The sequence below is a fragment of the Ruegeria sp. BE3 genome (assembly GCF_056538865.1).
On the sequence record NZ_JBQFTW010000001.1, the window covers coordinates 1,446,236 to 1,471,555 of the forward strand.

Below are 25,320 nucleotides of genomic sequence, written 5' to 3' on the forward strand. Positions count from 1 at the left end.
CCGATCAGCTAAGCTTGGACAATTTCTGCTGCAATTCCGCGAGTTGCTTTTTGATGTCGTCCAGATCTTCTTTGGGTTCCGACGACGCCTCTTGCTCGTCATCCGAACCGGACCATTTGCCCGACAACCCGCCGGTCATGGCTTTCAGGAACGCCTGCTGCTGCGCCTGCATCGCCTCGAACCCAGGCATCTGCGACATCGGGTTCATGGCGTTCATGTTCTCCATCATCTTGGACTGGCTTTCGCGCAGCATATCGAACGAGCTTTGCAGGAATTGGGGCATCATGCCCCCGCCGGGCACCATGTAGCTGCGGACCAGATCGTTGAGAACATTGACCGGCAGAACGTTTTCCCCTCGGCTTTCATGTTCAGCGATGATTTGCAGCAGATACTGGCGGGTCAGATCATCCCCGGTTTTCAGGTCGATGATCTGCACCTCGCGCCCATCGCGGATGAACCCCGCGATATCTTCAAGTGTGACATAGTCGCTGGTCTCGGTGTTATACAGCCGACGGCTGGCATAGCGCTTGATCAACAACGGCTTTTCTTGTTCCGACACCGTTTACCCTCCCCAAGGATGATGCGTTGCAGCAGAGGTTATGCGACTGCAGAACAAAAAGAAAGGGCAGGTCAAACGACCTGCCCTCTTGCGATTGCACCGCTTGGGAGGAATGGGTGCTAGTTCGCAGACTTGCCTTACTTGGTGGTTGCTGCTTTCTTAGCGGCAGCGGTCACCTCGTTGGTGGCTTTTTTGACGGCTGCGGTTGCATCTTCTGCAGCGTCTTTGCCAGCCGCCATCAGCAGCTCAACAGTTTCGGTCTGAACTTTTTTCGCGATTTCAGCGAAAGCAGCCATGTTTTCTGCAGCAACTTCGGCCGACGCGCTTGCGAAGTCGGTTGCGGCTTTTGCGTAGTCAGCAGGCTCTGCCTTTGCTTTCGACATCTCGGTCAGCTTGGCCAGGGTTTCCTTGGTCCATTTGTTCGAGATTTCAGCCGATTTCTCAGCTGCGTCCAGGGCAACGCCCGACAGCTTTTCGTTCAGCGATGCGGTCGATTTGAACGCGTCTTCCAGAGCGCTTGTGTCAACCGGGAATGCACCCATCATGTCTTTCAGGGTCGCGGTAAAGTCTTGGGTCTTTGCCATTATCCTAATCCTTTTAGCCTGTCCGGGCCCACCCCGGGTTTCATCAGCTTGAGGACAATATGATTGCTGCATTGCAGCATTGCAAGTTTTTTCTCGCTGCAATGCAGAAAAAGTTGAGTTTCAAAATGATATCAGCGGTTTGCCTTGACCAAAACATAGGTTCCAGGGGCCGGGCACAGCCGCGGATGGTCCGAATCGCCGGTGTCGCGGGCCGGAACCTGCTTGCCAGAGCGCTTTTTCAGCCATGCTTCCCACATCGGCCACCAGGAGCCCTCGTGGAAGTCAGCGTCTTTCAGCCAGGTTTCGGCATCCGCCTTCATATCCGGGTTGGTGTAGTGGCCGTATTTCTTCTTGCTGGGCGGGTTTACGATACCCGCGATATGACCCGATTCCGAGACCACAAAGGTTTTGGACTTCGCCCCCATCTGCTGCACGCCGCGATAGCAATCCTTCCACGCAGCGATGTGATCCGTCTCGCAGGTGATCGCCATCAGAGGCACGTCGACATCCTTGATGTGCAGCTTGTGACCCAAAAGCTCGAACCCGTCTGTGACGAAATCATTGCTCTGGCACAGCCCGCGCAGATACTGGATCGCCATTTTCCCGGGCAGGTTGGCCCCGTCTCCGTTCCAGAACAGCAAATCGAAGGCGGGCGGTGTTTCACCCATCATGTAGTTCCGGATCGCTGGGGTGTAGATCAGATCCCTCGACCGCAGGAATGACATGGTTCGCCCGATAATCCAAGCCTTGAGAATCCCGTCCTTCGTGACCTGATCCTCGATACCGTCGACGAAATCGTTCTGCAGGAAGGGCGTAAACTCGCCCTGATCACCGAAATCCGTAAGGGTCGTGAAGAAGGTCGCTGACTTCACCGATTTGTCACCCTGCTGTTTCATCAGCGAGAGCGTAAGGTTCAACGTCGTACCCGCGATGCAATACCCCACCGCGTTGACCTGCTTGACCTTGCAGATCTTCTTGACCTCGTCGATGGCAGTCAGGAAACCGTCCTGAACATAATCCTCCAACCCGATATCGGCATGAGAGCTGTCGGCATTGACCCAGCTGACAACAAACAGCGTATAGCCCTGTTCGGTCACCCATTTGATCAGACTGTTCTGCGCCTTGAGATCGAGGATATAGAATTTGTTGATCCAGGGCGGGAACAGCACGATCGGCGTTTCATGCACTGTCTCGGTGACCGGTTTGTACTGGATCAACTCCATCAAACGATTGCGATAGACGACATCGCCGGGTGTGGTCGCGATATTGCCACCAATCTCGAAGGCGCTTTCGTCGGCCAGCCTGACGACCATCTCGCCATCATTGGCCTCAAGGTCCGAGACAAGATTTTCCAACCCCTGGATCAACGACTGACCCTCGGTCTCGACCGCCTTTTCCAGCGCATCTGGATTAGTGGCCAGAAAATTCGTTGGTGCCATCATGTCGATGATCTGTTGCGAAAAGTACTGAAGCCGCTGCTTGTCCTTGGCCTCAAGATCCTCAACCGACGCAACAGCCTGCGAGATGGCCTCCGCGTTGGTCTGGTACTGCTGGCGAATAAGACGGAAATACGGGTTGGTTTCCCACATCGGATTCGAGAATCGCTTGTCCTTGGACAAAGATTCAGGCGCTTCGTTTTCGCCGCTTGCAAAGGCCTGTTGAGCCTCGGCAAAGTTCAGGACAGACTTTCCCCAATATTCGATCTGATGTTCAAGCAGCTTGGTCGGGTTCTGAAAAGCTTCGGTCCAATAGGCCGTTGCTGCTTTTGCAAAAAGCTCTTGATTCGGGCCATCCAGGGCGGGGGTATGCGGCGTTTTGCCGGCCATGACCTCGACAAGTCGCTTGGACAATTCTTCGACTTTGCCCATATTTTCTTTAAGTCGATCAATGGTTTCTTCGGTCAACTTAGGCGTTTGGCCGTCAGCAGTTGTCATTTTAACAATTCCCCCCTAACCTCGCTGCTATGCAGAATAACGTCGTAGCCATCGGGGAGCAAAGCGGCGAATGGTCCAAACTTTCAGGCTGATACCCAGGAGGCACATTCGATGCGCTACATGATGACCTACGACCTGATGGAAACAATGCGTAACACCAACCAGTGGCTTGGTGCAACTGCCAGTGCGATGGCGTCCTACCCGTTGTTTTCGATGACACCCAACCCGGCGTTCAACTGGATGGCAGCCTGGGGTGAAGTGACGGAGCGTACTTTTCAGCGCATGGTGGTCAAGCCCGACTGGGGCATCCGCACCTTTACCTGCGAAGACGGCAAAGATCATCTGGTTGACATAACTACGGTTCTGGAGCGCCCATTCGGTGACCTGATCCACTTCCGCGTCAATGGGCGTGAAGAACAGCCGCGCAAGGTTCTGCTGGTTGCGCCGATGTCCGGTCACTATGCAACGCTGTTGCGGTCGACCGTCAAAAGCCTGCTGGTCAATTGTGAGGTTTACATCACCGACTGGCATAACGCGCGCGATATCCCTGTGTCCGAAGGCAAGTTCGATGTCGAGGATTACACGCTCTACCTTGTCGATTTTATGAAAGAGCTGGGCCCCGACACGCATGTTGTTGCTGTTTGCCAGCCCGCGCCTCTGACTCTGGCTGCAACCGCCTATCTGGCCGAGGTCGAGCCCAAGGCACAGCCCAGCACCCTGACCCTGATCGGCGGACCGGTCGACCCTGACGCGACCCCAACCGAGGTCACGGATTTCGGTCGCCGCGTCACTATGGGTCAGTTGGAAGAAACCATGATCCAACGCGTTGGTTTTAAATACAAAGGTGTGGGTCGGATGGTTTATCCCGGCCTGCTGCAGCTGGCCTCGTTCATGTCGATGAATGCCGAGCGTCACAGCAAGGCCTTCTCGGACCAAATTCAGCGCGTTATCCGCGATGAAGCCTCGGACCACGATGCCCACAATCGCTTCTACGATGAGTATCTGGCCGTGATGGATATGACGGCCGAATTCTATCTGTCGACGGTTGAGCGTGTGTTCAAGAACCGCGAGATCGCGCGCAATGAATTCGTAGTCGCCGGACATAAGGTCGATATCGGCAAGATCACCGATGTCGCGGTGAAATCGGTTGAGGGCGCGAATGACGATATTTCGGCCCCCGGTCAGTGTATTGCGGCGCTGGACCTGTGCACCGGTCTGCCCGACAGCAAGAAGGCAAGCCATGTTGAGCCCGGCGCGGGCCACTATGGTATCTTCGCCGGGCGCAGCTGGCGCGATAATATCCGCCCGCTTGTGATTGATTTCATGAACGAAAACAGCCGCAAGAAGCCCAATCGCCGGGCGGCCAATAGCAACAAGGTTGCATGAGTGAACCAACCGCAGATGCACTTCCCTTTTCATGCACCTGCGGTGCATTGTGCGGGCATCTGACACCCAGAGGTGTCAGGTGCGGCACCCATGTTGACTGCTATTGTCACGATTGCCGCGCCGCGCAGCTGTATTTTAAACAACCCGACCCCGCCCCCGGCCCGGTCGAAATCCTGCAGACCACGCCAGAAGATATCCGCATCGATAAGGGTCTAGAGCATCTTGCAGCCATGCAGCTTAGCCCGAAGGGAATGTTGCGGTGGTACGCGAGCTGCTGTGATGCGCCTCTGGCGACCACACCGCAAACTGGTAAATTTCCATTCGCGGGCTTTGTCGTGAAACGTATTCCCGATCCATCCAGGCTCGGCCCGATTACCACACGCGGGTTCGTGCCTGCGCCAAATGGCAAGCAGAAGCACGAAAAGGTGCAATATGCAGCGTTTGGATTGATCAGACGCGTAATCGGATCGCGCCTGTCAGGTCGTTGGAAGACATCGCAATTCTTTGCCGCAGAAACCGCCGCACCCGTCGTCACCCCGACCATCCTGACCAAAGAACAGCGTTATGCGTTCTACGACTAAAGCAATCGCAGCGGCACCTGCAGCCACTCCACCAAAGCGCTGTTGACGACCCCCGGGGCCTCCAGCGTTGGCAAATGACCCGCATCATCCAATACCAGCAACTCGGTTTCAGGGATCATATCTGCCATGAACTGGTGTTTTCGAACCGGGGTCACAGTGTCGTAAGCACCGCACAGAACCAACGTTGGCACTCCGATCAAGCGCAGCGTGGCCTGCTGATCCGGTCGGCGCTGCAAAGCCCGCATTTGCCGCGCGAACAGATCAGACCCCAGCTCAAGCGCCATCTGGATCATATCCTGCAGAATGGGTATTCGCCGCGGCCCCGGTGCCAGAGTGTCCGAACCGATGACTTTGTGCATCACCTCGTCCAGACGTCCGGCCTGCGCCCCAATCATCAACTCTTCGCGCCCTGCCGCGATATGCGGGGTATCAGCTTGCGCATCCGTCGATATCAGGCAAAGCCTCCTCACCCGATCCGGAGCGCGGCGGATCAGCTCCAACGCGATCATTCCGCCCATGCCGTGCCCGGCAAGCGCGAACCTTTGTGGCAGTTGGTCAAGTAATCCCGAGGCGATCTCCTCGATTCGCTCCCCGCCCGAGATCGGCGCAACCGTTACGGCCCTGTCTCGCGACAGAAGTTCGATCTGCGGTCGAAACAGCCTTGCGTCACTCATCAGTCCGGGCAGCAAAACCAGCGGCTCGATCACGCGGGTCCTCCCTCTTTTGACGGTTCAGTCGTTCTTGCTTTGCTTCAGGATGAGAGTTTTGAGCGTGTGCGGCAAGCGCAAAATTCAGGGATACTGAATGCCGCGAAAAGTTGGGAAATCAGCATACCGTGCCTGCCGCTGCTCCGGCGTTTCATCCGGCTCTTCGCCCGCGCTCAGCAGGCACCCACGCGGCGCTATATAGCTGTCGATCCGACGCTGCGGCTTGGGTCGCCAGACCAGATTGAACGCACAAAGCTTGGGAAAGAACCAGATTTCGGAGTAATCAAGATGGTCGTGCATCCACCAGGCCAGATCGCGCCAGTCGCGGCCTTCGGCATAGCGATCCGCAAACCACGGGATCACCACCGAAGCCCCAGCAACCCGCGCATCATCCTGCCCCCAATCCCAGATGTGGCACTCCAGCGGATTGTCATTGCGGGCACAGTTCAGGCGGTTTTCATTCCCGAACCGGTTCAGGGACGGAGAGCGATAACCCGACCGCACAGCGACCCGCCCAAAGGTCTCTTCCAGTGGGTCCATCAGCGCCTCGCAGAACGCCCGACCTGTCTCGATGGCGAGATCAGGGTTTTCGGGGATGTTCTGTTTTTGGTGAAAATTCCCGATCTCGGAATATAGGAAGTCACGCATAAAGAAATGCTTGGACAGACGCACCCGGCCCAAGGTCTCAAGACTCCACATGCTCCCGGGTTTGCGCATCACTCAATACCCTGATCTGCAAGCCATCCAAGCATCCCCGAAACCGCAGCATCTGTCTGCCCCGGAGACATCAGCCGCCCGGCAACCACATGTGAGGCCGGATCATCCCCCGGCCCCATTTCCACTAGTTGAACCATCGATGGCCCACCCCACGCCTCAGCCACCTTGTGCGTCAATTCTGGTCGGACGACCTGATCGTCATCTGAGAACCAGAACAAGGCGGGGACCTGAGCCGACGAGAAATCAAGTGCATAAACCGCCTTCGTCAAAACTGACATCGGCACCACCGCTTCCCACGGATAAACAACTGTCCAGTAACGGTTCTTTTCAGGGTCAGGCCCCGATACATCCCGTTCTGCGCCCATCAGTAAGGGCAGCCAGTTGCGCGCCCAAGGCAATGTCGGGATCCAGGCACCTACCATGTTCACACCAAAATTTGGTGAAACAAATATCAACGCCGCAATGTCTTCGCTCAACACCGGGTCCAGAGCCGCGGCGGCAGCCAGAGTGCCGCCGGTCGAAGTCGACATCACGATGACCTGATCTCCCACCGCCCGAGCCGCAGCCAACCCTTCGGCCGTATCCTGCATCCAATCCGTAGCAATTGCCTTGCCCAACTCCGCTCCATCGCGTCCATGGCCCCGCAATCGGGAATAGACCAGATTGGCGCCCAGAGCGTCAGCTATGAGGTCAGGCACGGGTCGAATCTCTTCAGACGAGGCCGAAAAGCCGTGCAGATACAGGACAGCATAGGGCGTGCGGCGCTCATAGAATCCGTCCCGCCAGACAACCCGCTTTTCTGTACCCGGAACAATGTCATCATAGGCGGCCTCGGTGCTTTCGAAATACACCTGCACCCCTTCGCCGAACTTGCGCGGATCAAAACGCGGATGCAGGTCGATCTGCTCGCGCGGCCCGAAGGCGTAAACCAGCCCGCCGACGAGCACGAGCCCCAGCAACACGCGCCCCAAGACCCAGCCGAAGCGCCGCATTAAGCCTCATCCATCACATCCAGAACGGCACACTCAATCAACTCCAGACACACACCATCCGAAAACCGGTGATCGGCATCCTTTACCAAAAGCAACCGCATGTCGGTGCCTGTCGCATGTTCAAGCAATCGCACTGCTGTCTGCGTCGAAACAGCCGTATCCGCCGTTCCTTGCAAAAATCGCACCGGAAACGGCAGTTCCAACGGCGACCGGAGCACCAAACGCTCACGCCCATCCTCGATCATCCGCTTGGTGATAATGTACGGCTCCATGTAATCCGAAGGCAGCTCAACATATCCTTCATTTTCCAAGGCCGCTTTCTGGTCGTCTGAGAAGGATTCCCAATATCCGTCTTCGGTAAAATCCGGCGCTGCGGCTATGGTCACCATCCCGGCCACACGCTCTGGCATCACACGGGCCAGCAACAACGCCTGCCAACCGCCCATCGACGATCCGACAACAATCAGGGGGCCCTCGGTCAGGCGCGAGACGGCCGCCAGTGTGTCTTCGTGCCAATCTCCGATGCAGCCTTCGGTGAACGCCCCGGAACTCTCACCATGCCCCGAATAGTCGAACCGCAGGAAGGATTGCCCCCGCGCCTGTGCCCAGGCCTCAAGATGCACTGCCTTGGTGCCTTCCATATCCGACTTCAGCCCGCCTAGGAAAACGATGGTCGGCCCTGCCCCCGCACTCTTGTGGTACGCCAACCGCCGCCCCTGCGCCGTCTGCAGGAATTCTGTCTCTGCCATGAAACCCTCTCTACTATTCTCACGCATCATGCACGTCCCTGCACTCTTCGCAATTCCCCGATCCCTCTTCATCTGACCCAAAATACCTCGGGGAGCGCGCGAGGCTGGCCCCTCGCAGCCACCCTTGACACAAGCGCAACCACCTGCCAAAGCAGCCGAACACATAAAACCCGCAACCGGGCGTTCAGTGGGCGCCAAACCGACGAGGAGAGCCAGACTATGGCCCTGGATTCAAAATCCGTCTCACTCACCTTCCCTGATGGCAATGCACGATCCTATGACGCCGGCGTCACGCCCGCCGAGGTCGCAGCCGACATCTCGAACTCTTTGGCCAAAAAGGCCATATCGGCCACCGTCAACGGCAAACACTGGGACCTGCAATGGCCCATCGAAGCCGATGCCGACATCGCCATCCATACCATGAAGGATGAAGACCAGGCCAACGAACTGATCCGCCACGATCTGGCCCATGTCATGGCCCGTGCCGTGCAGGAAATCTGGCCCGCCACCAAAGTCACCATCGGCCCCGTCATTGAAAACGGCTGGTATTATGACTTCGACCGCGAGGAACCGTTTACGCCCGAAGATCTCGGCCTCATCGAGAAAAAGATGAAAGAGATCATCAACAAACGCGACCCCGTCACCACCGAAGTATGGGACCGTGACCGCGCCATTGAGTTCTACAAGGCCAATAACGAGCCCTACAAGGTCGAGCTGATCGAGGCCATTCCGGGGGATGAACCCCTGCGTATGTACTGGCACGGTCATTGGCAGGATCTGTGCCGCGGTCCGCATTTGCAGCACACCGGTCAACTGCCCGGCGACGCTTTCAAGCTGATGTCCATCGCGGGGGCCTACTGGCGCGGCGACAGCGATCGCGCCATGCTGCAACGCATCTACGGCGTGGCCTTCACCGGCAAGGAAAAGCTGAAAGCGCATCTGCATATGCTGGAAGAGGCCGCCAAGCGCGACCACCGCAAACTCGGCCGCGAAATGGACCTGTTCCACATGCAGGAAGAGGCCCCGGGTCAAATCTTCTGGCACCCAAACGGCTGGACCATCTACACGCAGTTGCAGGACTACATGCGCCGCAAGCAACGCGACGGTGGTTATGTCGAGGTCAACACCCCTCAGGTCGTTGACCGCAAGCTGTGGGAACGCTCCGGTCATTGGGAGAAGTATCAGGAGAATATGTTCATCGTCGAAGTCGACGAGGAACACGCCCGCGAAAAGGCCGTCAACGCTCTGAAGCCAATGAACTGCCCCTGCCATGTCGAAATCTTCAAGCAGGGCCTGAAATCCTATCGCGATCTGCCGCTGCGCATGGCCGAGTTCGGCTCTTGTGCCCGTTATGAGCCGTCAGGCGCATTGCACGGGATCATGCGTGTGCGTGGCTTTGCGCAGGACGATGCGCATATCTTCTCGACCGAAGACCAGATCGGAGAGGAATGCGCGCGTTTCATCGGTTTCCTGACTGATGTCTACAAAGACCTCGGCTTCGAAAGCTTCAAGGTCAAATTCTCGGACCGCCCCGATACCCGCGCCGGTTCCGACGAGGTCTGGGACAAAGCCGAAGAGGCACTGCTGACTGCCACCCGCGCCGCGGGTGTCGAGCCCGAACTGAATCCCGGCGAAGGGGCGTTTTATGGTCCCAAGCTGGAGTTCGTCCTGACCGATGCCATCGGTCGCGACTGGCAATGCGGCACATTCCAGGTGGATTTCGTGCTGCCTGAACGTCTCGACGCCACCTATGTCGGAGCCGACGGGGGCAAGCACCGCCCCGTCATGCTACATCGCGCCTGTCTTGGTTCGTTCGAACGTTTCATCGGCATCCTGGTCGAGGAACACGCCGGCAAACTGCCGTTCTGGCTGGCCCCGCGTCAGGTCGTCGTCGCCTCGATCACTTCCGAGGCCGATGACTATGTGGCCGAAGTGGTTGAGACGCTCAAAGCCGCCGGTGTGCGTGCAGAAGCGGATATTCGCAACGAGAAGATCAACTATAAGGTTCGCGAGCATTCAGTCGGCAAAGTGCCGGTAATTCTGGCCGTCGGGCACCGCGAGGTCGAGGATTGTACCGTCAGCGTTCGCCGTCTGGGCGAAAAACAGACGCAGGTTCAACCGCTTGAGTCTGTAACAAACGAGCTTTCCCAAGCGGCAACTCCGCCTGATCTGCTGTAACATTCGGCATCATATTGCCGGGATTCCGGCCCCGCCCCCGGGGCCGGATTGAAATATTTCAACTTTTCCCCTTCAAAAACAGTTTGTTAACACGCAAGATGCCATGACTATCTTTGACGCGCTTGTGAGACACGGGCTCGTGAATTCAAACACGGCCATCAAGCCACTAACTTGGATGGTGTCACAAGCAGACAAACACAGTCAGCAAGAGGATTACTCGAGATGTCGAACACCGCAAAAACCCTAGTTATCGCAAGCGCCGTTGCAGCCGCCGTATCGGGCGTAGCCACAACCGCAACCGCACAAGCGAAAGAGAAATGCTATGGCGTATCGCTGGCCGGTCAGAATGACTGCGCCGCAGGCCCCGGCACCACCTGCGCGGGCACCTCGACCGTCGATTATCAGGGCAACGCATGGACCCTGGTTGACGCAGGCACCTGCGCCGACATCGAACTGCCGGCCGAAGCCAACGGCACCGCGCGCAAAGGCTCGCTCGAGCCGCTGGAACGCGACCTGCCGGCATAAGACTGTCCGTATGAATTACGAGGGGCGGGCAGGTTCGCCCGCCCCTTCGTTACGAACAGAGGATTTGCAGATGTTGGATGACGCTTTGAGATCGAACCGGTTGCCTGCGGCGCCCGGCGTTGGCTACAAACCGCAGCATTTTTCGCAGATCCTCGAGCAGGCCAAGCCTGTGGCGTGGCTGGAAATCCATGCCGAAAACTATATGGGAGACGGCGGACGCCCTCTGGCGCAACTGCGCCACCTGTCAGAACAATTTCCTATTTCCGTCCATGGTGTCGGCCTTTCCATCGGTGGCGAAGGCCCGTTGGACCCCGATCATCTGGCCCGTCTGAAACATCTTGTCGGTTGGCTGAACCCTGCCAGCTTTTCGGAACACTTGGCCTGGTCGACCCACGACAGCCATTTCCTGAACGATCTGCTGCCGCTGCCCTATACCGACGCTACCCTGGCGCGTGTCTGTGATCATATCGATCAGGTGCAAGAGGTGGTGGGACGGCAAATGCTGCTGGAAAACCCCTCCAGCTATCTGGCTTTTGAGGAAAGCACCTGGTCCGAACCCGATTTCCTGCGCGAGATCGCGCGCCGTACTGGCTGCGGACTGCTTTTGGATGTGAATAACGTCTTTGTCTCGGCCACCAATCTGGATTTCTCGCCGCAAGGCTATATCGATGCCTACCCGCTGGATCAGGTCGGCGAAATCCATCTGGGCGGTCATGACGAGGACGAGGACGACCACGGGCGCCCCCTGCTTATCGACAGCCACGGGCGCGAGGTGGTCGATCCGGTCTGGGCCCTGCTGGACTATGTTCTGGATCAGTCTGGCCCTAAACCTCTGCTTATCGAATGGGACACTGATGTTCCCGACTGGCCTATCCTGCGGGCAGAAGCCGAGCGCGCGCAAAAGGCCCTGGATCGTGTGCCCGCATGAGTGTGTCCCAGACAACATTCCACAGCGCCCTACTGGACGCCAACCAGCCGATCCCTGAGGGATTGCTCGACGCCGAAGCGCAACCAGCCGGACGCCGATTCAGCGTTTACCGCAACAATGTCGCTGTTTCGTTGACCGAAGCGATGCACCAGGCTTTCCCGGTGATCACCAAATTGCTGGGTACACAGAACATGGATGGGCTTGCCGGGATTTTCCTGCGACAACACCCACCTGCCTCGCCATTGATGATGTTTTACGGCGAAGAGTTTCCCGCGTTTCTGGAAAGTATGCCGCAGCTGTCGCATCTGGGGTATCTACCCGATGTTGCCCGGCTGGAGCTGGCCTTGCGCCGATCCTATCACGCTGCTGACGGCGAGGCGATTGCACCGGAAGCTCTGGCAATTCCACCTGAGGATCTGATGCTGGCCAAGCTGGTGCTGGCTCCCGCTGTACATGTCCTGCGCTCGGATTGGCCGGTTCATGCGATATGGCAGTTCAACACGCAGGACGGCGCGCCAAAACCGCAGGCCGAAGCACAGGATGTTCTGATCACGCGCCCTGAATATGACCCTGCGCCCCATCTGCTGCCCGCAGGTGGCGCTGCCTGGATCGTGCGCATTCAAACGGGTCAGACCATCGGCAACGCATTCGAAGCAACCGTGGCGGAGACGCCCGAGTTCGATCTAGGAACCACTCTGGCACTGCTTTTACAGGGCGGTGCAATAACTTCTGTGACTATCGAAAGGCTGGACACATGACTGCCCTGATATCAACCTACAACACCGCGATGGAAAAGGTGGACCACTCCTCGGGTTGGCTGACACCGACTCTGGCACGGGTGATCTTCGTCGCGGTTCTGTTTGTCTATTACTGGAATTCAGCGACACTTAAGATCGACGGCTCGATCTTTTCGCCTTCGGCTGGCGCTTTCGGTCAGATTTTCCCCAAAGCTGCCGAAGCCGTTCTGTATGACGTCACCCAAATGACATTCTTCCAGCGTATCGTGATCTTCTTCGGCACGGTAGCGGAGTTTGTTTTGCCCGTTCTGCTGCTGGTCGGCCTGCTGACCCGCGTTGCGGCCCTGGCGATGATCGGCTTCATCTGGGTGCAGACCTTCACCGACGTGGTTGGCCATGGGGTCAAACTGGGCGGGTTGTTCGACAACGCAATCACCTTGATGGATCAGCGGGTGATGTGGAGCTTCCTGATGCTGGTAATCGTGATCAACGGCGCAGGTCCCTTGTCGCTGGACCGGGTCCTACGCCTGAAATAACTCAGAAATGCACCTTGGGTTCGTCCGGCTTTCCTGCGGCGAGCCCAAGCACACCCGCGACGCCCGCAAATGCGATCGGGAACATCGTGAAGACGCCAAAACCAAAGGCGTAGTACATCCCCGCTGCCGAGAATATCAACAATATGCCCCCGACGAGGGCACGGGCGTGTGCCATCGCTCCGCCGACAATCGCCAGCAAAGGCGCTACAATCGACGCGGTTTGAATCAGGCCGGGGTTGTCCACCTGCTCGGCGATGCCCTCGATTTCACCGAACCAATCGACGAAAGCCACAAAGCCGTAGCCGAAAAATCCAACAATCATTCCGATCAGCCCGGCGATCACGCCCAGTATCATGGCTGCATTGCGCATAAACAGGTCTCCGTCTGTTGCCCCGTGTCACATAGGCAGTTGTTCAGGCAACACCAAGCCCTTTACGGGTTTCAGGTGTCCAACCCAAGTACATCTGGCCGTCATTCTCGATCAGCGGACGCTTCATCAGCGTCGGATGATCCGCCAGAAGTTCCAGCACCGGGCGATTGCGCGTGTCCTCATCCAGTCCACGCCAGGTTGTGGAGCGGGTATTGAGCAAAGCTTTGCCGAAAATCTCGAACGCCTGTGACATTACATTTTCCGGCACGCCCTGTTCCCGCACATCAACAAAATCCGCATCTTGAAGGCTTTTCAATGCCTTACGGCAAGTGTCACAGTTCTTTAACCCATATAGGCGCATATTTTGGCTGATCCTGTATTTGCTGCAAATTCGGGCAAACCACTTGGCCTGCCTCGGTTATTCTTGATTTTTTACTTCACCGTGCAATGTTGAAAAAGACGAAACACGCAATCCGGGCTGTATCGTTTGGGCGAACAGTGATGTGTTGTGGTATTGTCGGAGCACTGCCCCCACCAATTTGTGGGACAACGTGAAAGTAGAAGGAGACACGGGAAATGCCAACCGGCACCGTGAAATGGTTTAATACGACCAAAGGCTATGGTTTTATTGCGCCTGATGAGGGTGGCAAAGATGTGTTTGTTCATATCTCGGCCGTAGAACGATCCGGTCTGACCGGACTCGCTGACAATCAGAAAGTCTCGTACGAGTTGCAGGACGGACGTGACGGCCGCCAGATGGCTGCTGATTTGAAGCCGCTATAAGGCAAGGCCCGCCAAGGCGGGAAGGATAAGAAGGTTAGCGGCCAATTTCCGGCCGTTAACCGTTAAACCCCAAAAACACGCGCACGCACTGGGACGCGAGTTTTTTGTTATTTCTCGGGAATCAGCCCTCGCGAATAACGGCTTCAAACTCGCGCCATTCGCGCGCAGTCATACCCGAGTTTTCCTGCGTAACCGCCTCACCCGCCAACATCCGGCGCAAGCAGGTGACCATCTGGGCCGACAGATTAACCGCGCCCAGGCGGTAATCCTCGAACGCTCGATAGGCGAACGGCACCCAGTCAGCCACGACCTTGCACATGGTTTCTGCATAGACCCGAATCTCGTATTGCGCGTGCGGATCGGCGCGCAGGCGCAGGAAGTGGAACAGATTGTGCAAATCCACCTTCCAGTACCACTGCGTATAGATATTCGCAGGCAGATTCATTCGCGCCAATTCACGCGCCAATCCCTGCTGACCGTCCTGACCAATCATTGCCTCGTAGTTGTCATAACAGCGGGCGCTGTCGGCCTTGAGGATTTCCAGCACGCGTGCGGCTTCTTCGCCCTGCAACGTATCACCCCGGCCCTGATTGTTGACTTCGGACTGGGCAGCCACGTGTTCGGGTGCCGGAATATAGAACTCCCGATCCAAGATCGAATAACGGGCTGAATATTCATTCACATTCGCCGTCCGATGGCGGATCCACTGGCGGGCAACAAAGACCGGCAGTTTGACGTGGAGCTTGATCTCGCACATTTCAAACGGCGTCGAATGCCAGTGGCGCATGAGGTACCGGATCAGGCCTTCGTCGTTCTGAACCGATTTGGTCCCCTTGCCGTAGGACACGCGCGCGGCCTGACAAATCGCGGCATCATCGCCCATGTAGTCGATGACGCGGACAAATCCGTGATCCAGAACCTGATGCGCCGTGTACAAGTGGTCTTCCATACCTTCGGCTACGACGCGGCGGGTCGGGCTCGACTGTGCGCGTTGAGCTTCGATCTCGGCCAATTGGTCGGCAGACAGAGGCATGAAATTATCCTTTCCAGCAATGAGTCGCCTACCACTATATATCGGCCAACACTTCACCGGAACCGCGATATGTGCGGCACAGCGCGCAAATTCGGAAATGTGTCCAGGCTGCCCCTCGACATGAGGTGAAGGCGCGCTAAGGTGCTGAAGATCACTATCAATGTAAGGAAAGTCGCGATGGGGCTGACATACCTCCATACTATGGTCCGCGTGAAGGATCTTGAGAAATCCATAGCGTTTTATGAGCTTCTGGGGCTGAAAGAAACACGCCGCTATGAAAGCGAAGCGGCACGGTTCACCTTGGTCTTCCTCGCCCCGCCGGGACAGGAGGACGCCCCGATCGAGTTGACTTATAACTGGGACGGCGATGATGCATTGCCCAGTGACAGCCGTCATTTCGGGCACCTCGCCTATGGTGTCGAAAATATTTACGAGACCTGCCAGCACCTGCAAGACAACGGTGTCGTGATCAATCGCCCTCCGCGCGATGGGCGCATGGCATTTGTGCGGTCGCCCGACAATATCTCGGTAGAGCTGCTGCAGAACGGCGAAGCGCTGGAACCGGCGGAACCCTGGGCCAGCATGGAAAGCACCGGCCACTGGTGATCCGTTGGCTGGGAACACTGGGGTTGGCTATCACGGGCAGCCCCCTTTGGGCCGAGCACTGCCGCCTCGCGCTCGCGCTGGCAATGGACATTTCAACCTCGGTCGATGCGTCTGAAGACGCGCTGCAGCGCAAGGGGCTGGCCAATGCTTTGATCGCACCCGAGGTGCAAGAGGCCTTCTTCCTTTCTCCACAACCCGTTGCATTGGCAGCGTATGAATGGTCAGGCCGGTTCAATCAGACTTTGCTGCTTGATTGGACATTGATTCAGACACCCTCGGATCTGCTTGCCGCTGCAGAGCGGATTGGTCGTTCAGATCGATCCGAAAACGAATTCCCAACCGCGATGGGGCATGCTTTGGCCTATGGGGCAACCTTAATGCAACGCGCGCCGCGGTGCCTGTTTCAGACCATCGACATCTCGGGCGACGGCAAAAACAACGACGGCTACGGGCCGCTGACTGCCTATAAGCACTTTCCGTTTAGGAACATGACCGTCAATGGTCTTGTTATCAACGCAGCGGATTTCGAAGGTGAGATCGACCTGATCCCCTTTTTCCAAGACAATGTCCTGCACGGGCCCGGTGCCTTTCTTGAAATCGCTGCTGGCTTCGAGGATTTCGAGCGCGCGATGCGTCGTAAATTGGAGAGAGAGCTCAAGGGGTTGGAACTCAGCGATCTTGGACGGCACCAATCAGAATGATCCGACCGCCTGGCGTGTATTCATCAACCTATAGCGCCGAATTTCGGACAAAGGGTGAGCTGAAACGGATCAATCCAAGCTCCACCCAATCTACCTGCTGCAGAATTCGCCGAGCCGGTCAGTAGATATAACGGATCTGATCCGTCCAGTACCGTTCAACCCGGCGCAATGAATCCGTGATATCTTCGATGCCTTCGGCCCCGATCACACCTCTTGTCTGCAGCCCCGTGGCGTGGCGGGAGAACAGCTCAGCCACGATATCCCGAATTTCGCGACCGCGCGGTGTCAATCGCACGCGGACGGACCTGCGATCAATCTCGCAGCGCTGGTGGTGCATATAGCCCATCTCAACCAGTTTCTTGAGGTTATAGCTGACATTGCTGCCCTGATAATATCCACGGCTTTTCAATTCGCCTGCGGTTACCTCATGATCGCCGATATTGAACAAAAGCAGCGCCTGAACCGCGTTGATCTCTAACACGCCCACCCGTTCAAATTCATCCTTGATGACATCCAGAAGCAGCCGGTGCAGACGCTCGACCAGCGCAAGCGCCTCAAGATAACTGGTCATGAACCCCTTGGTTCCGGGCGCGGAGACCTGCATTTCCAAACTCATCCGATCCTCCGATTCAATCGCGCTGTTTCTTGCAAGATGACGCGAATTCCCAAAAAATCGGTTAAGTTGGAATAATCCTTATTTTTGAAAGGTCTGAGAGATATCGGCGATCAAATCAGCTAAGTGCGCGGGCGCAGATGCCTGGCCGGTCACCCATTGATAGAGGTCCTGATCGTTTTCATGCAGCATCGCATCATAGAGATCCAGTTGCGCCTCATCCATCGCAGCCAGATTGCGATCTGCATAAGCAGTCAGGATCAGGTCCATCTCTTTGATGCCCCGGCGCATCGAGCGCATCTTCATGCGCTTGATCCGATTTTCGCGTGTCTCGCTCATTGATCACGTTCCAGTTTCAGCCGCAGCGCTTTTTCGACGCGGGCCAGACGTTCAGAGCTGGCACGCATTTCGCCACGGATAGAGCGCAACTCGGCCACCAGATCGCTCAGCTCCGAATCCGCATTCCCATCCAGGCTGGTCGCGTCCATGCCGTCGCCTTCGCCTGTCAGCAGCCACATGATCGAGACGTTCAACAGCCCGGCCATCATCGACAACTTGTTGGCGCGGGGTTCGGACAAGTCATCCTCCCACGCGGCGATAGTGGCTTTTTTCACACCAAGCCTGCGGGCCAGCTGCACCTGAGTCATTCCAGCGATCTCACGTGCACCTGCGACCCGGTCCCCGAAGGTTGCCGTATCTGGGCCGAACCAGTCCGTTTCGTCGGTCATCACTGTCTCCAATCCTCGACTGCCATATGGCTTGATCGTTATTCGGGCGCACCCTATGACAGTCAAAGCCAACATACAAACCGAGGCCTGCAATGAGTTTCTTGTCTGCGACATTGTCGCGCGTCAAACCCTCGCCCACCATCGCGATGACGGCCAAAGCGGCTGAACTGAAAGCCGCCGGGCGCGATGTCATCGGGTTGAGTGCCGGAGAGCCGGATTTCGATACGCCGCAGAACATCAAGGACGCCGCCGTTGCAGCCATCGCTGCAGGCAAGACAAAATACACCGCGCCAGACGGCATCCCTGAGCTCAAACAGGCCGTCTGCGCCAAGATGAAGCGGGATCATGGACTGGACTATGCACCGGCCCAGATTTCGGTTGGAACCGGGGGTAAACAGACGCTGTATAACGCGCTGATGGCCACGCTGAACGAAGGGGATGAGGTGGTCATCCCTGCGCCCTACTGGGTCAGCTACCCGGATATGGTGTTGCTGGCAGGCGGGACTCCGGTAGTGGTGGAAACCAGCCTTGAGAACAGTTTCAAGCTGACGCCCGATCAGCTTGAAGCCGCTATTACTCCGAACACCAAATGGTTCATCTTCAACTCACCCTCGAACCCCACCGGTGCGGGCTATAGCTGGGATGAGTTGAAGGCGCTCACCGAAGTGTTGATGCGGCATCCACAAGTCTGGGTGATGACCGATGATATGTATGAGCATCTGGCCTATGATGGGTTCAAATTCTGCACACCGGCGCAAGTCGAGCCGGGGCTTTACGAACGCACCCTGACCTGCAACGGCGTGTCCAAGGCCTATGCCATGACCGGTTGGCGCATTGGTTATGCTGCGGGTCCGGTCGAACTGATTGCAGCCATGCGCAAGGTGCAGTCTCAATCGACATCGAACCCGTGCTCAGTCAGCCAATGGGCCGCGGTAGAGGCGCTGAACGGTACTCAGGCGTTCCTTGCGCCCAACAACGAGATATTCAAACGCCGCCGTGATCTGGTGGTCGATATGCTCAGCCAGATCGACGGCATCACCTGCCCGACGCCTGAAGGCGCTTTCTATGTCTATCCATCAATCGCGGGCCTGATCGGCAAGACGACGCCTGCAGGTACGATGATTGATACGGATGAGGCTTTCGCAACCGCGCTGCTGGAAGAGGCCGATGTCGCTGTCGTCTTTGGAGCGGCCTTTGGCTTGTCGCCGAACTTCCGCATCAGCTATGCAACCTCTGACGAGGCGCTGACCGAGGCCTGCACCCGCATCCAGCGCTTCTGCGCATCGCTCAGCTGAGGTTCCGATGTCCACCGCCCTGCCCGAATATTACTTTCGCGTTCGAGAAAACGGTGCAGCGGTGTTCCGGATCGACACGGAAAACCGTCAGCGCCGGATCGAGATGGATCAGATCGCCGTCATCAATATTCGCAATGGCGAGGTCAAACCACACGGGCAACGCGCGCTGAGCGAAGCCGACAAGGCTGCGATCACCCGTTGGATGGAGGAGCGCAAGGCCCTCTTAGCCCGGCGCGATATCGATGATATCCATCGCGCGATTGATCACCTGAATCTGACCACGCAATGGGCTCAGTCCAAAGCCAGTGATGAGCAACTGGAAGCGATTACGGATGCGCTCCTGATGGCAATGCACGATCTGCGCTCGGTATTGGTGCGCAAAAAATCGGATCGTATTGCGAAGGGCTGAATTCTAAGCGGCCACCGGCCCTACTTCGCGCACCGAGCGCAACCAAAACCGCGCCATCAGCAGCACTCCGGCACAGGCCAGACCCAGCACCAGACCCAGCCAGACGCCGATCCCGTCCAGCCCCTGAACAAAGCCAAAGAAATACGACGCCGGGATACCCACAACCCAATAGCTGAGCGCGGCCATCACCATCGGAATCTTGGCGTCCTGCAACCCGCGCAACAGACCCAGCGCAATCACCTGCGCACCGTCGACCAGCTGGAACAGGGCCGCCATCGCCAGCAATCCAACGCCGATTGCCAAAATTTGCGGACGTTGCGGATCATCCGCCTCCATGAACAGCGAAATCAACGGCTCGGCACAGGTAAGAAACAAGATGACCGTCAGGACCGACATCACCAGCGACATACCGGTCACTGCAATCGCACCCTTCTCAAGATGGGCGCGATCCCGACGCCCCAGGGCATTACCCGCCCGGATTGTCGCCACGTTCGACAGGCCCAGATGCACCATGAATGTTGCCGAGGCGAGGTTGAGTGCAATCCCGTGCGCCGCCAGCGGGACCTGCCCCAACCAGCCCATCATAATGGCGGAAGTCGCGAACAAGGACACTTCTGCTAGCGTGGTCAGACCAATCGGCACACCCAGACGCAGCACGCTATAGAACATCTCCCAATCCGGACGCCAGAAACGTTGAAACAGGTTGTGTTCCGGAAGCGCCCGCACTGCATAGATCACCACCGCGACCAGCGATACGATCTGCGTCACAACCGAGGCGATGGCGGCACCGATCACTCCCAATTCCGGCGCGCCCCAATTACCAAAGATCAGTGCATAGTTCGTAACGCCATTGACCAAAGCGGCAACGACGGTAATCCAGAGCACGATCTGCGTCCGTTCAAGCGCGGCCAGATAGGATTTCAGGACCATAACAAGCAACGCCGGGAACAATCCCCAGCCCGCAACACGCAGGTATTCCGAAGCCGTTTCAGCAACTTGCGGCTCTTGCTTCAACGCAATCAGCATCGGATAGGACCACCACAAAAGAGGCATCATTACCGCCGCATAGATCAGCGACAGCCATAGACCCATTCGGGTCGAACGACGAATGCTGGTCTCATTCTCCTCTGCCGCAGCGGTCGCAACCATGGGCATAACCGCCCAACCGAACCCCGCGCCAAACAGAAACAGAACAAAGTAATAGCTGCTAGCCAGCGTCACCGCAGCCAAAGCTTCAACCCCGTACCACCCAAGCATGATGGTATCGGTCAGGCCGATGGCGAATTGCGCCAGATGCCCGCCGATCAGTGGCAGACCCAAAACCGCAATAGCGCGGTAATGTTCAGGATATGTCATTACCTTCTTCATACTGCCAGCCTTAGGCTTGCCCTTTGGCATAGACAAGAGCGGATCATGTTTATTTCACAGTGAGACTTTACCGATCAGCAACAAAAAGCCACCGCCCTGCGGGCGATGGCTTTGATCGACTTAGTCTGGAAAGGTCAGCCGACCTTGGCATCCGGATGCAGCGCGGTGCCAAGGATATGATCCGAGCGATGTATTACATGATGCGCTTGACCGACGATCAACGGATCGGGCTCACCCACGATCTTGCGGTCCTTGTCCGGATAATCCAGCGTCGACAGGAAGTGCCGCATACAATTCAGACGCGCACGTTTCTTGTCGTTCGACTTGACGATGGTCCAAGGCGCATCTGCGGTGTCGGTATAGAAGAACATCGCCTCTTTCGCCTCGGTATAGTCGTCCCATTTGCTCAAGCTGGCCTTGTCTATCGGCGATAGTTTCCACTGTTTCAGGGGATCGGTTTCCCGGCTTCTAAAGCGGCGCTGTTGCTCTTCCTGCGTAACCGAGAACCAGTATTTATAGAGCTGTATGCCCGAACGCACGAGCATCCGTTCAAGCTCGGGCGTCTGGCGCATAAATTCCAGATATTCGTTGGGCGAGCAGAACCCCATCACCCGCTCAACACCCGCGCGATTGTACCAGGAGCGGTCGTAGAACACCATTTCCCCCACGGTCGGCAGTTGCTGCACATAGCGCTGATAATACCATTGGCCCTTCTCTTCCCAAGTCGGCTTGTTCAGGGCAACTACACGCGCCTGGCGCGGGTTCAGGTGTTCCATGAAACGCTTGATGGTGCCGCCCTTACCAGCCGCATCGCGACCCTCGAACAACAACACAAAGCGCTGACCGGTCTCCTGAGCCCACAGCTGAACTTTCAGCAGCTCAGCCTGAAGCTCGGCCTTCTGTGCCTCATAGGTTCTGCGTGCCAGCTTACGGACATAGGGGTATTTCCCACTTTCAAAAGCCTGGCGGATCTTCTCGGGGCTCGGCGCATTCGCTTCTGGCTGCTTAGAAGGAACAACCTTTATTTGAGACGCGTTCTGGGGGGTCTGGGGCGCTGAATCCATGCATGTTCTCCTTGGCTTCACTGTCTGGCCAAGTGCTATCAGAAACTGCTGGTTTTCGCTTTGATTGGTGTCAAATTGAGTTACCTTTTAGGCGCATTCAGGGGGCACTCCATGCGAACCGAACACGTGATGCTCAACGGTCAGCCATTCTTTCTCCGCCACTGGGGCGAAGCCAACCTACCGCCGCTGTTGATGCTGCACGGTTTCCCGGAATACGGCGGTGCATGGGCGGACCTAGCCCCGCATCTGGCTCATGATTTCCACTGCATCGCCCCGGATCAACGCGGCTATGGTCAAAGCTGGACGCCTGAAGGGGTTGAGAACTACAAGCTCTCGCAGCTGACTTCCGACATGGCGGCGTTGATTGAACGCATTGGCCACCCCGTCCATGTCCTTGGTCACGATTGGGGGGCGTCAGTCGCTTATGGACTGGCGATGTTTCACCCGGATCTGGTCAGTCACCTGATCATCGCAAACGGCGTTCATCCGGCTCCTTTCCAGCGTGCAATGGCGGCTGGCGGCGCACAATCTAAGGCGTCGCAATATATCAACCAACTCCGCGCGCCCGCATCCGCAGAGCATTTCTCAGCCAACAATTTCGCCAGACTCGAGCGCTTTTTTAGGCACGGTACGGGGCTCGATTGGTTGTCAGATACACGTATGGAGGATTACCGCCGCGAATGGGCCCGCCCCGGTCGCTTGAATGCGATGCTGAACTGGTACCGCGCCTCGCCGCTTATCGTGGCAGAGCCCGACAAACCACGCACAGACCTCCCCAACCTTCCCCTCGACCGTTTGCAGGTCACCTGCCCTCACCTGCTACTCTGGGGCCCCGAAGACCACGCCCTTCTGCCCGAATCCACCGACGGCCTCGAACGCTTCGCCCCCAATCTGACCCGCATCACGATCCCTGGCACCGATCACTGGCTGCATCACCAGCAACCTGAGCCACTTGCCCAGTCAATCCTACGCTGGGCACAAAAAGCCTGATCCGCCTCTTCATCTGGCCCGAAATATCCCGGGGAGCGCGAGGGGCTGGCCCCTCGCTCCGACCTCACCGATGTCCCCAGTCTTCGGGATTATCCGAATTGTTAGGCGACAGCCCCAGCACATCCCCTTTTGTTGAACACCCCAACCCCAGAACTGTGCGATTGGCATAAGAAAAGTAGGCACAGACCTGATTGATCTCCAGAATTTCCCCCTCACCCCAACCAGCGGAGCGCAAACGCTCAACATCGGCCTCGATCAAATCCGCCGGAGCTTCGGTCAGCATGCGTGCATAATCCATCGCAGCAACCTGCGCCGCGTCCAAAGGCGCCTGCCCCGGCTCGCCTGCCTCAATCGCCGCCCGGATCGCGTTCCCTCGCGCTTCATCCTGCAACAACCGCTGCAGACCCGCGAAATGATGCTCGACACAATACCCGCATCGGTTCAGAGAACTGACCCACACGCCCAGCACCTCAAGAAACCATTTCGGGATCGCGTTGCCTGAATGATGCAGCACCGCCTTATACATCGCCATATGGCCTTCCATCGAGTGCGGGCGCAGGCTGTGCGCCATCATGATGTTGTCCACATTGTTGTCTGGGCCGGTGACCCGGTCATAGAGTTTGCGCAGCCTGCCCGTCGCCTCGGCATAGGGTATGGTCTTGATCCAGCTCATTTGGGTTCCTGTTGTCGTGACTGATTGATGTCCGCAGACTAGGAGTGCTTTGAGCAGGTGGCGAGACGAATTCGACAAGTATCCGTTAGATATCGTATGCGCAGAATGAAGAACTACTTACTTTCTGACATTTTCAGCGTGCCTGGCTTAGGACGACGAAAAGTTGCGTTGAACGCAACAGTTACACGGCTATCCTCGCTTTGATTTGGGTGGACCCAATGGGTCAGATAGGATGGAAAAAGGATCATTTCACCCGGAGATGGGCGCAGCTTCTTTTTGTTCCGAAATGCACTCGCCTCAAGTATCCGCCAATGAGGCAACTCATTCCGAGGGTCGAGAAATTCGATCATTCCAGAGGAACCATCTTCGACCTCGGGTTGAGAGACATAGTAAACACCGGACCAATGCGCTCCGGGGTGCGTATGTGGTGCATTGTAACCGCCGGAGGGATTGGCGTTCATCCAGCCGAACAGTTTCAGGCGGAGTTCATCCGGCTCAACCTTATCTGAGACCTTTCGTGTTATCTGGAACACCGCATCTTTTGCCGCGTCGCGCAAAGTCTGAATGGCCGGCGCATCGCGTTCAAAGAGATTCCCTCGTGAGTGCCACCCCCCTCGATTGGACTTTGAGACGCCTTCATCTTCCTCACGCATCTTTTCTGCCTCAAACAACAACGCCGCATTTAATGCTGCGCTGTTGGGCACTTCAAATCGCATCATTGGAGTGGAGAAAAGCTTCTCGAACTTCTTGGCTTCGGGCATGTCCTTGGCGTTACCTTCAACTAAACTGTTGGTTAAAATATTCAGATCACCCCGAGCGCGCCTGCAAGAGTTTTCCTTGCCAGATCTCCTAGGGCTCTCCAAACCCGCACCTTAGTACTTTACGTGCGTTATCCCCTATCGTTGAGGAAATAGATCTTTGGTTCAAGTATGGCGAAACCATCCAAAGTTATATTCCCAGCTTCAGCGGCGAGTGGTCTAATTTAATCAGCAAAATCGTTGAGGATAGGAACATGAACAAGAAAACTATGGGTCTTACGACAACCTTTGTTTTGATGGCTACAACAGCACTCTCGCAAACCACCAAACAAGACGTCATCAACGAGCTTACGGAACAAGGTTTCCAGAGAATTGAAATAACGAACACGCTTTTTGGAAATCTCCGCTTTGAGGCAACTGGGCCTGGGATCGAGAGAGAAGTGGTATTGGGAAAAGATGGAACCATCGTCCGCGATCGATCTGAGCGTGACGATGAGTACGATGACGAAGAAGACGACGACAGAGATTTTGACGATGAAGATGATGATGAAGGATTTGATGACGAAGAAGATGACGACGAAGGTGATGACAGCGAACGCGACGACGAAGAAGGCGATGATGGCGAAAGCGATGATGGCGAGCGTGACGACGATGGTGAAAGCGACGGCGAAGGTGACGACGGCGGCGAAAGCGATGGCGAAGGCGACGACGGTGGCGAAAGTGACGGCGAAGGCGACGACGGTGGCGAAAGTGACGGCGAAGGCGACGACGGTGGCGAAAGTGACGGCGAAGGCGACGACGGTGGCGAAAGTGACG

General features: G+C 56.8%; 31 protein-coding genes. 14 read left to right on the plus strand and 17 right to left on the minus strand.

Translation table 11 applies throughout. The features are described from left to right. Window positions 1–4: 4 nt before the first annotated feature. The 3 genes from phaR to ACR0AZ_RS07205 all read right to left on the minus strand — a co-directional run bounded on the left by phaR (window position 5) and on the right by ACR0AZ_RS07205 (window position 3,077). On the minus strand, window positions 5–559 hold the full coding sequence (gene phaR, locus ACR0AZ_RS07195; protein ID WP_480658102.1) for a polyhydroxyalkanoate synthesis repressor PhaR: 555 nt from the start codon (window positions 557–559) through the stop codon (window positions 5–7). 137 nt (window positions 560–696) lie between these two features. Continuing rightward, complete coding sequence (locus ACR0AZ_RS07200; RefSeq protein WP_480470200.1) at window positions 697–1,143, minus strand: phasin family protein; 447 nt, start codon at window positions 1,141–1,143, stop codon at window positions 697–699. A gap of 131 nt (window positions 1,144–1,274) precedes the next feature. Next, complete coding sequence (locus ACR0AZ_RS07205) at window positions 1,275–3,077, minus strand: PHA/PHB synthase family protein (RefSeq protein ID WP_480667119.1); 1,803 nt, start codon at window positions 3,075–3,077, stop codon at window positions 1,275–1,277. 111 nt (window positions 3,078–3,188) lie between these two features. Here ACR0AZ_RS07205 and phaZ point away from each other — a divergent pair, with 111 nt between their 5' ends. Next, on the plus strand, window positions 3,189–4,463 hold the full coding sequence (gene phaZ / locus ACR0AZ_RS07210; protein WP_480470202.1) for a polyhydroxyalkanoate depolymerase: 1,275 nt from the start codon (window positions 3,189–3,191) through the stop codon (window positions 4,461–4,463). Beyond that, on the plus strand, window positions 4,460–5,044 hold the full coding sequence (locus tag ACR0AZ_RS07215; protein ID WP_480667120.1) for a DUF6151 family protein: 585 nt from the start codon (window positions 4,460–4,462) through the stop codon (window positions 5,042–5,044). Before phaZ ends, ACR0AZ_RS07215 begins: the two co-directional genes overlap by 4 nt. Here the strand turns inward: ACR0AZ_RS07215 and ACR0AZ_RS07220 are convergent. The 4 genes from ACR0AZ_RS07220 to ACR0AZ_RS07235 form a co-directional block, all read right to left on the minus strand. Continuing rightward, window positions 5,041–5,751: an alpha/beta fold hydrolase gene (locus tag ACR0AZ_RS07220; protein ID WP_480667121.1), complete on the minus strand. Its 711-nt coding sequence runs from the start codon at window positions 5,749–5,751 to the stop codon at window positions 5,041–5,043. The genes ACR0AZ_RS07215 and ACR0AZ_RS07220 overlap by 4 nt on opposite strands. An 84-nt stretch (window positions 5,752–5,835) precedes the next feature. Further along, window positions 5,836–6,450, minus strand: coding sequence for a hypothetical protein (locus tag ACR0AZ_RS07225; protein ID WP_480667144.1), 615 nt, complete (start codon window positions 6,448–6,450; stop codon window positions 5,836–5,838). Between the two features lie 17 nt (window positions 6,451–6,467). Further along, window positions 6,468–7,460: an alpha/beta hydrolase gene (locus ACR0AZ_RS07230; protein ID WP_480667122.1), complete on the minus strand. Its 993-nt coding sequence runs from the start codon at window positions 7,458–7,460 to the stop codon at window positions 6,468–6,470. Beyond that, on the minus strand, window positions 7,460–8,209 hold the full coding sequence (locus ACR0AZ_RS07235; protein WP_480667123.1) for an alpha/beta fold hydrolase: 750 nt from the start codon (window positions 8,207–8,209) through the stop codon (window positions 7,460–7,462). Before ACR0AZ_RS07235 ends, ACR0AZ_RS07230 begins: the two co-directional genes overlap by 1 nt. Window positions 8,210–8,428: 219 nt before the next feature. Between ACR0AZ_RS07235 and thrS the strand changes: the two genes are divergently transcribed. The 5 genes from thrS to ACR0AZ_RS07260 all read left to right on the plus strand — a co-directional run bounded on the left by thrS (window position 8,429) and on the right by ACR0AZ_RS07260 (window position 13,113). Further along, complete coding sequence (thrS, locus tag ACR0AZ_RS07240) at window positions 8,429–10,387, plus strand: threonine--tRNA ligase (protein ID WP_480667124.1); 1,959 nt, start codon at window positions 8,429–8,431, stop codon at window positions 10,385–10,387. Between the two features lie 222 nt (window positions 10,388–10,609). Beyond that, window positions 10,610–10,912 (plus strand): BufA1 family periplasmic bufferin-type metallophore, encoded by a 303-nt coding sequence (locus ACR0AZ_RS07245; RefSeq protein ID WP_480470208.1) that lies wholly within the window; start codon window positions 10,610–10,612, stop codon window positions 10,910–10,912. Window positions 10,913–10,982: 70 nt separating this feature from the next. After that, window positions 10,983–11,840, plus strand: a complete 858-nt coding sequence (gene bufB / locus ACR0AZ_RS07250) for an MNIO family bufferin maturase (RefSeq protein WP_480658114.1) — start codon at window positions 10,983–10,985, stop codon at window positions 11,838–11,840. After that, window positions 11,837–12,598, plus strand: a complete 762-nt coding sequence (locus tag ACR0AZ_RS07255; protein WP_480667125.1) for an HvfC/BufC family peptide modification chaperone — start codon at window positions 11,837–11,839, stop codon at window positions 12,596–12,598. The genes bufB and ACR0AZ_RS07255 overlap by 4 nt, the downstream gene beginning before the upstream one ends. Next, window positions 12,595–13,113, plus strand: coding sequence for a hypothetical protein (locus ACR0AZ_RS07260; protein WP_480470211.1), 519 nt, complete (start codon window positions 12,595–12,597; stop codon window positions 13,111–13,113). Before ACR0AZ_RS07255 ends, ACR0AZ_RS07260 begins: the two co-directional genes overlap by 4 nt. Before the next feature lies 1 nt (window position 13,114). On the opposite strand, the gene ACR0AZ_RS07265 is transcribed toward ACR0AZ_RS07260, so the two are convergent. Next, window positions 13,115–13,483, minus strand: coding sequence for a hypothetical protein (locus ACR0AZ_RS07265; protein WP_480470212.1), 369 nt, complete (start codon window positions 13,481–13,483; stop codon window positions 13,115–13,117). A 43-nt stretch (window positions 13,484–13,526) separates the two neighbouring features. Next, on the minus strand, window positions 13,527–13,844 hold the full coding sequence (locus ACR0AZ_RS07270; RefSeq protein ID WP_480667126.1) for an ArsC/Spx/MgsR family protein: 318 nt from the start codon (window positions 13,842–13,844) through the stop codon (window positions 13,527–13,529). Window positions 13,845–14,059: 215 nt separating this feature from the next. Here ACR0AZ_RS07270 and ACR0AZ_RS07275 point away from each other — a divergent pair, with 215 nt between their 5' ends. Next, window positions 14,060–14,266, plus strand: coding sequence for a cold-shock protein (locus ACR0AZ_RS07275; protein ID WP_008758035.1), 207 nt, complete (start codon window positions 14,060–14,062; stop codon window positions 14,264–14,266). A 121-nt stretch (window positions 14,267–14,387) separates the two neighbouring features. Here ACR0AZ_RS07275 and thyX read toward each other — a convergent pair whose 3' ends face one another. Beyond that, the gene (thyX, locus tag ACR0AZ_RS07280; protein WP_480470214.1) at window positions 14,388–15,299 is read right to left on the minus strand and encodes an FAD-dependent thymidylate synthase; all 912 of its coding nucleotides are present in this window, start codon (window positions 15,297–15,299) and stop codon (window positions 14,388–14,390) included. Between the two features lie 177 nt (window positions 15,300–15,476). Between thyX and ACR0AZ_RS07285 the strand changes: the two genes are divergently transcribed. Together ACR0AZ_RS07285 and ACR0AZ_RS07290 are read left to right on the plus strand one after the other, a co-directional pair. Continuing rightward, the gene (locus ACR0AZ_RS07285; RefSeq protein ID WP_480667127.1) at window positions 15,477–15,905 is read left to right on the plus strand and encodes a VOC family protein; all 429 of its coding nucleotides are present in this window, start codon (window positions 15,477–15,479) and stop codon (window positions 15,903–15,905) included. After that, window positions 15,902–16,606, plus strand: coding sequence for a DUF1194 domain-containing protein (locus ACR0AZ_RS07290; RefSeq protein WP_480667128.1), 705 nt, complete (start codon window positions 15,902–15,904; stop codon window positions 16,604–16,606). Before ACR0AZ_RS07285 ends, ACR0AZ_RS07290 begins: the two co-directional genes overlap by 4 nt. A 118-nt stretch (window positions 16,607–16,724) precedes the next feature. Here the strand turns inward: ACR0AZ_RS07290 and ACR0AZ_RS07295 are convergent, their stop codons facing one another. The 3 genes from ACR0AZ_RS07295 to ACR0AZ_RS07305 form a co-directional block, all read right to left on the minus strand. Further along, on the minus strand, window positions 16,725–17,222 hold the full coding sequence (locus ACR0AZ_RS07295; protein ID WP_480470216.1) for a MarR family winged helix-turn-helix transcriptional regulator: 498 nt from the start codon (window positions 17,220–17,222) through the stop codon (window positions 16,725–16,727). Between the two features lie 78 nt (window positions 17,223–17,300). Then, a complete protein-coding gene (locus ACR0AZ_RS07300) occupies window positions 17,301–17,558 on the minus strand; it encodes a succinate dehydrogenase assembly factor 2 (protein WP_480470217.1) in 258 nt (85 codons plus the stop codon). After that, window positions 17,555–17,947: a helix-turn-helix domain-containing protein gene (locus ACR0AZ_RS07305; RefSeq protein WP_480470218.1), complete on the minus strand. Its 393-nt coding sequence runs from the start codon at window positions 17,945–17,947 to the stop codon at window positions 17,555–17,557. Before ACR0AZ_RS07305 ends, ACR0AZ_RS07300 begins: the two co-directional genes overlap by 4 nt. A gap of 92 nt (window positions 17,948–18,039) precedes the next feature. On the opposite strand from ACR0AZ_RS07305, the gene ACR0AZ_RS07310 reads away from it, so the two are divergent. After that, window positions 18,040–19,242: a pyridoxal phosphate-dependent aminotransferase gene (locus tag ACR0AZ_RS07310; protein ID WP_480470219.1), complete on the plus strand. Its 1,203-nt coding sequence runs from the start codon at window positions 18,040–18,042 to the stop codon at window positions 19,240–19,242. A gap of 7 nt (window positions 19,243–19,249) precedes the next feature. Next, the gene (locus ACR0AZ_RS07315; protein ID WP_480470220.1) at window positions 19,250–19,651 is read left to right on the plus strand and encodes a hypothetical protein; all 402 of its coding nucleotides are present in this window, start codon (window positions 19,250–19,252) and stop codon (window positions 19,649–19,651) included. A gap of 3 nt (window positions 19,652–19,654) precedes the next feature. Here the strand turns inward: ACR0AZ_RS07315 and ACR0AZ_RS07320 are convergent, their stop codons facing one another. Beyond that, a complete protein-coding gene (locus ACR0AZ_RS07320; RefSeq protein WP_480667129.1) occupies window positions 19,655–21,007 on the minus strand; it encodes an MATE family efflux transporter in 1,353 nt (450 codons plus the stop codon). A gap of 146 nt (window positions 21,008–21,153) precedes the next feature. Then, window positions 21,154–22,083 carry a polyphosphate kinase 2 gene (gene ppk2 / locus ACR0AZ_RS07325; RefSeq protein ID WP_480470222.1) on the minus strand — a complete coding sequence of 310 codons (930 nt, stop codon included), beginning with the start codon at window positions 22,081–22,083 and terminating at the stop codon, window positions 21,154–21,156. Between the two features lie 111 nt (window positions 22,084–22,194). On the opposite strand from ppk2, the gene ACR0AZ_RS07330 reads away from it, so the two are divergent. Further along, window positions 22,195–23,073: an alpha/beta fold hydrolase gene (locus tag ACR0AZ_RS07330; RefSeq protein ID WP_480470223.1), complete on the plus strand. Its 879-nt coding sequence runs from the start codon at window positions 22,195–22,197 to the stop codon at window positions 23,071–23,073. A 64-nt stretch (window positions 23,074–23,137) separates the two neighbouring features. Here ACR0AZ_RS07330 and ACR0AZ_RS07335 read toward each other — a convergent pair whose 3' ends face one another. After that, window positions 23,138–23,746, minus strand: coding sequence for a carboxymuconolactone decarboxylase family protein (locus tag ACR0AZ_RS07335; protein ID WP_480658128.1), 609 nt, complete (start codon window positions 23,744–23,746; stop codon window positions 23,138–23,140). A 113-nt stretch (window positions 23,747–23,859) separates the two neighbouring features. Then, complete coding sequence (locus tag ACR0AZ_RS07340; protein WP_480658129.1) at window positions 23,860–24,507, minus strand: TIGR02466 family protein; 648 nt, start codon at window positions 24,505–24,507, stop codon at window positions 23,860–23,862. 251 nt (window positions 24,508–24,758) lie between these two features. Between ACR0AZ_RS07340 and ACR0AZ_RS07345 the strand changes: the two genes are divergently transcribed. Beyond that, a partial coding sequence (locus ACR0AZ_RS07345; protein ID WP_480667130.1) for a hypothetical protein occupies window positions 24,759–25,320 on the plus strand: 562 nt, incomplete at its 3' end.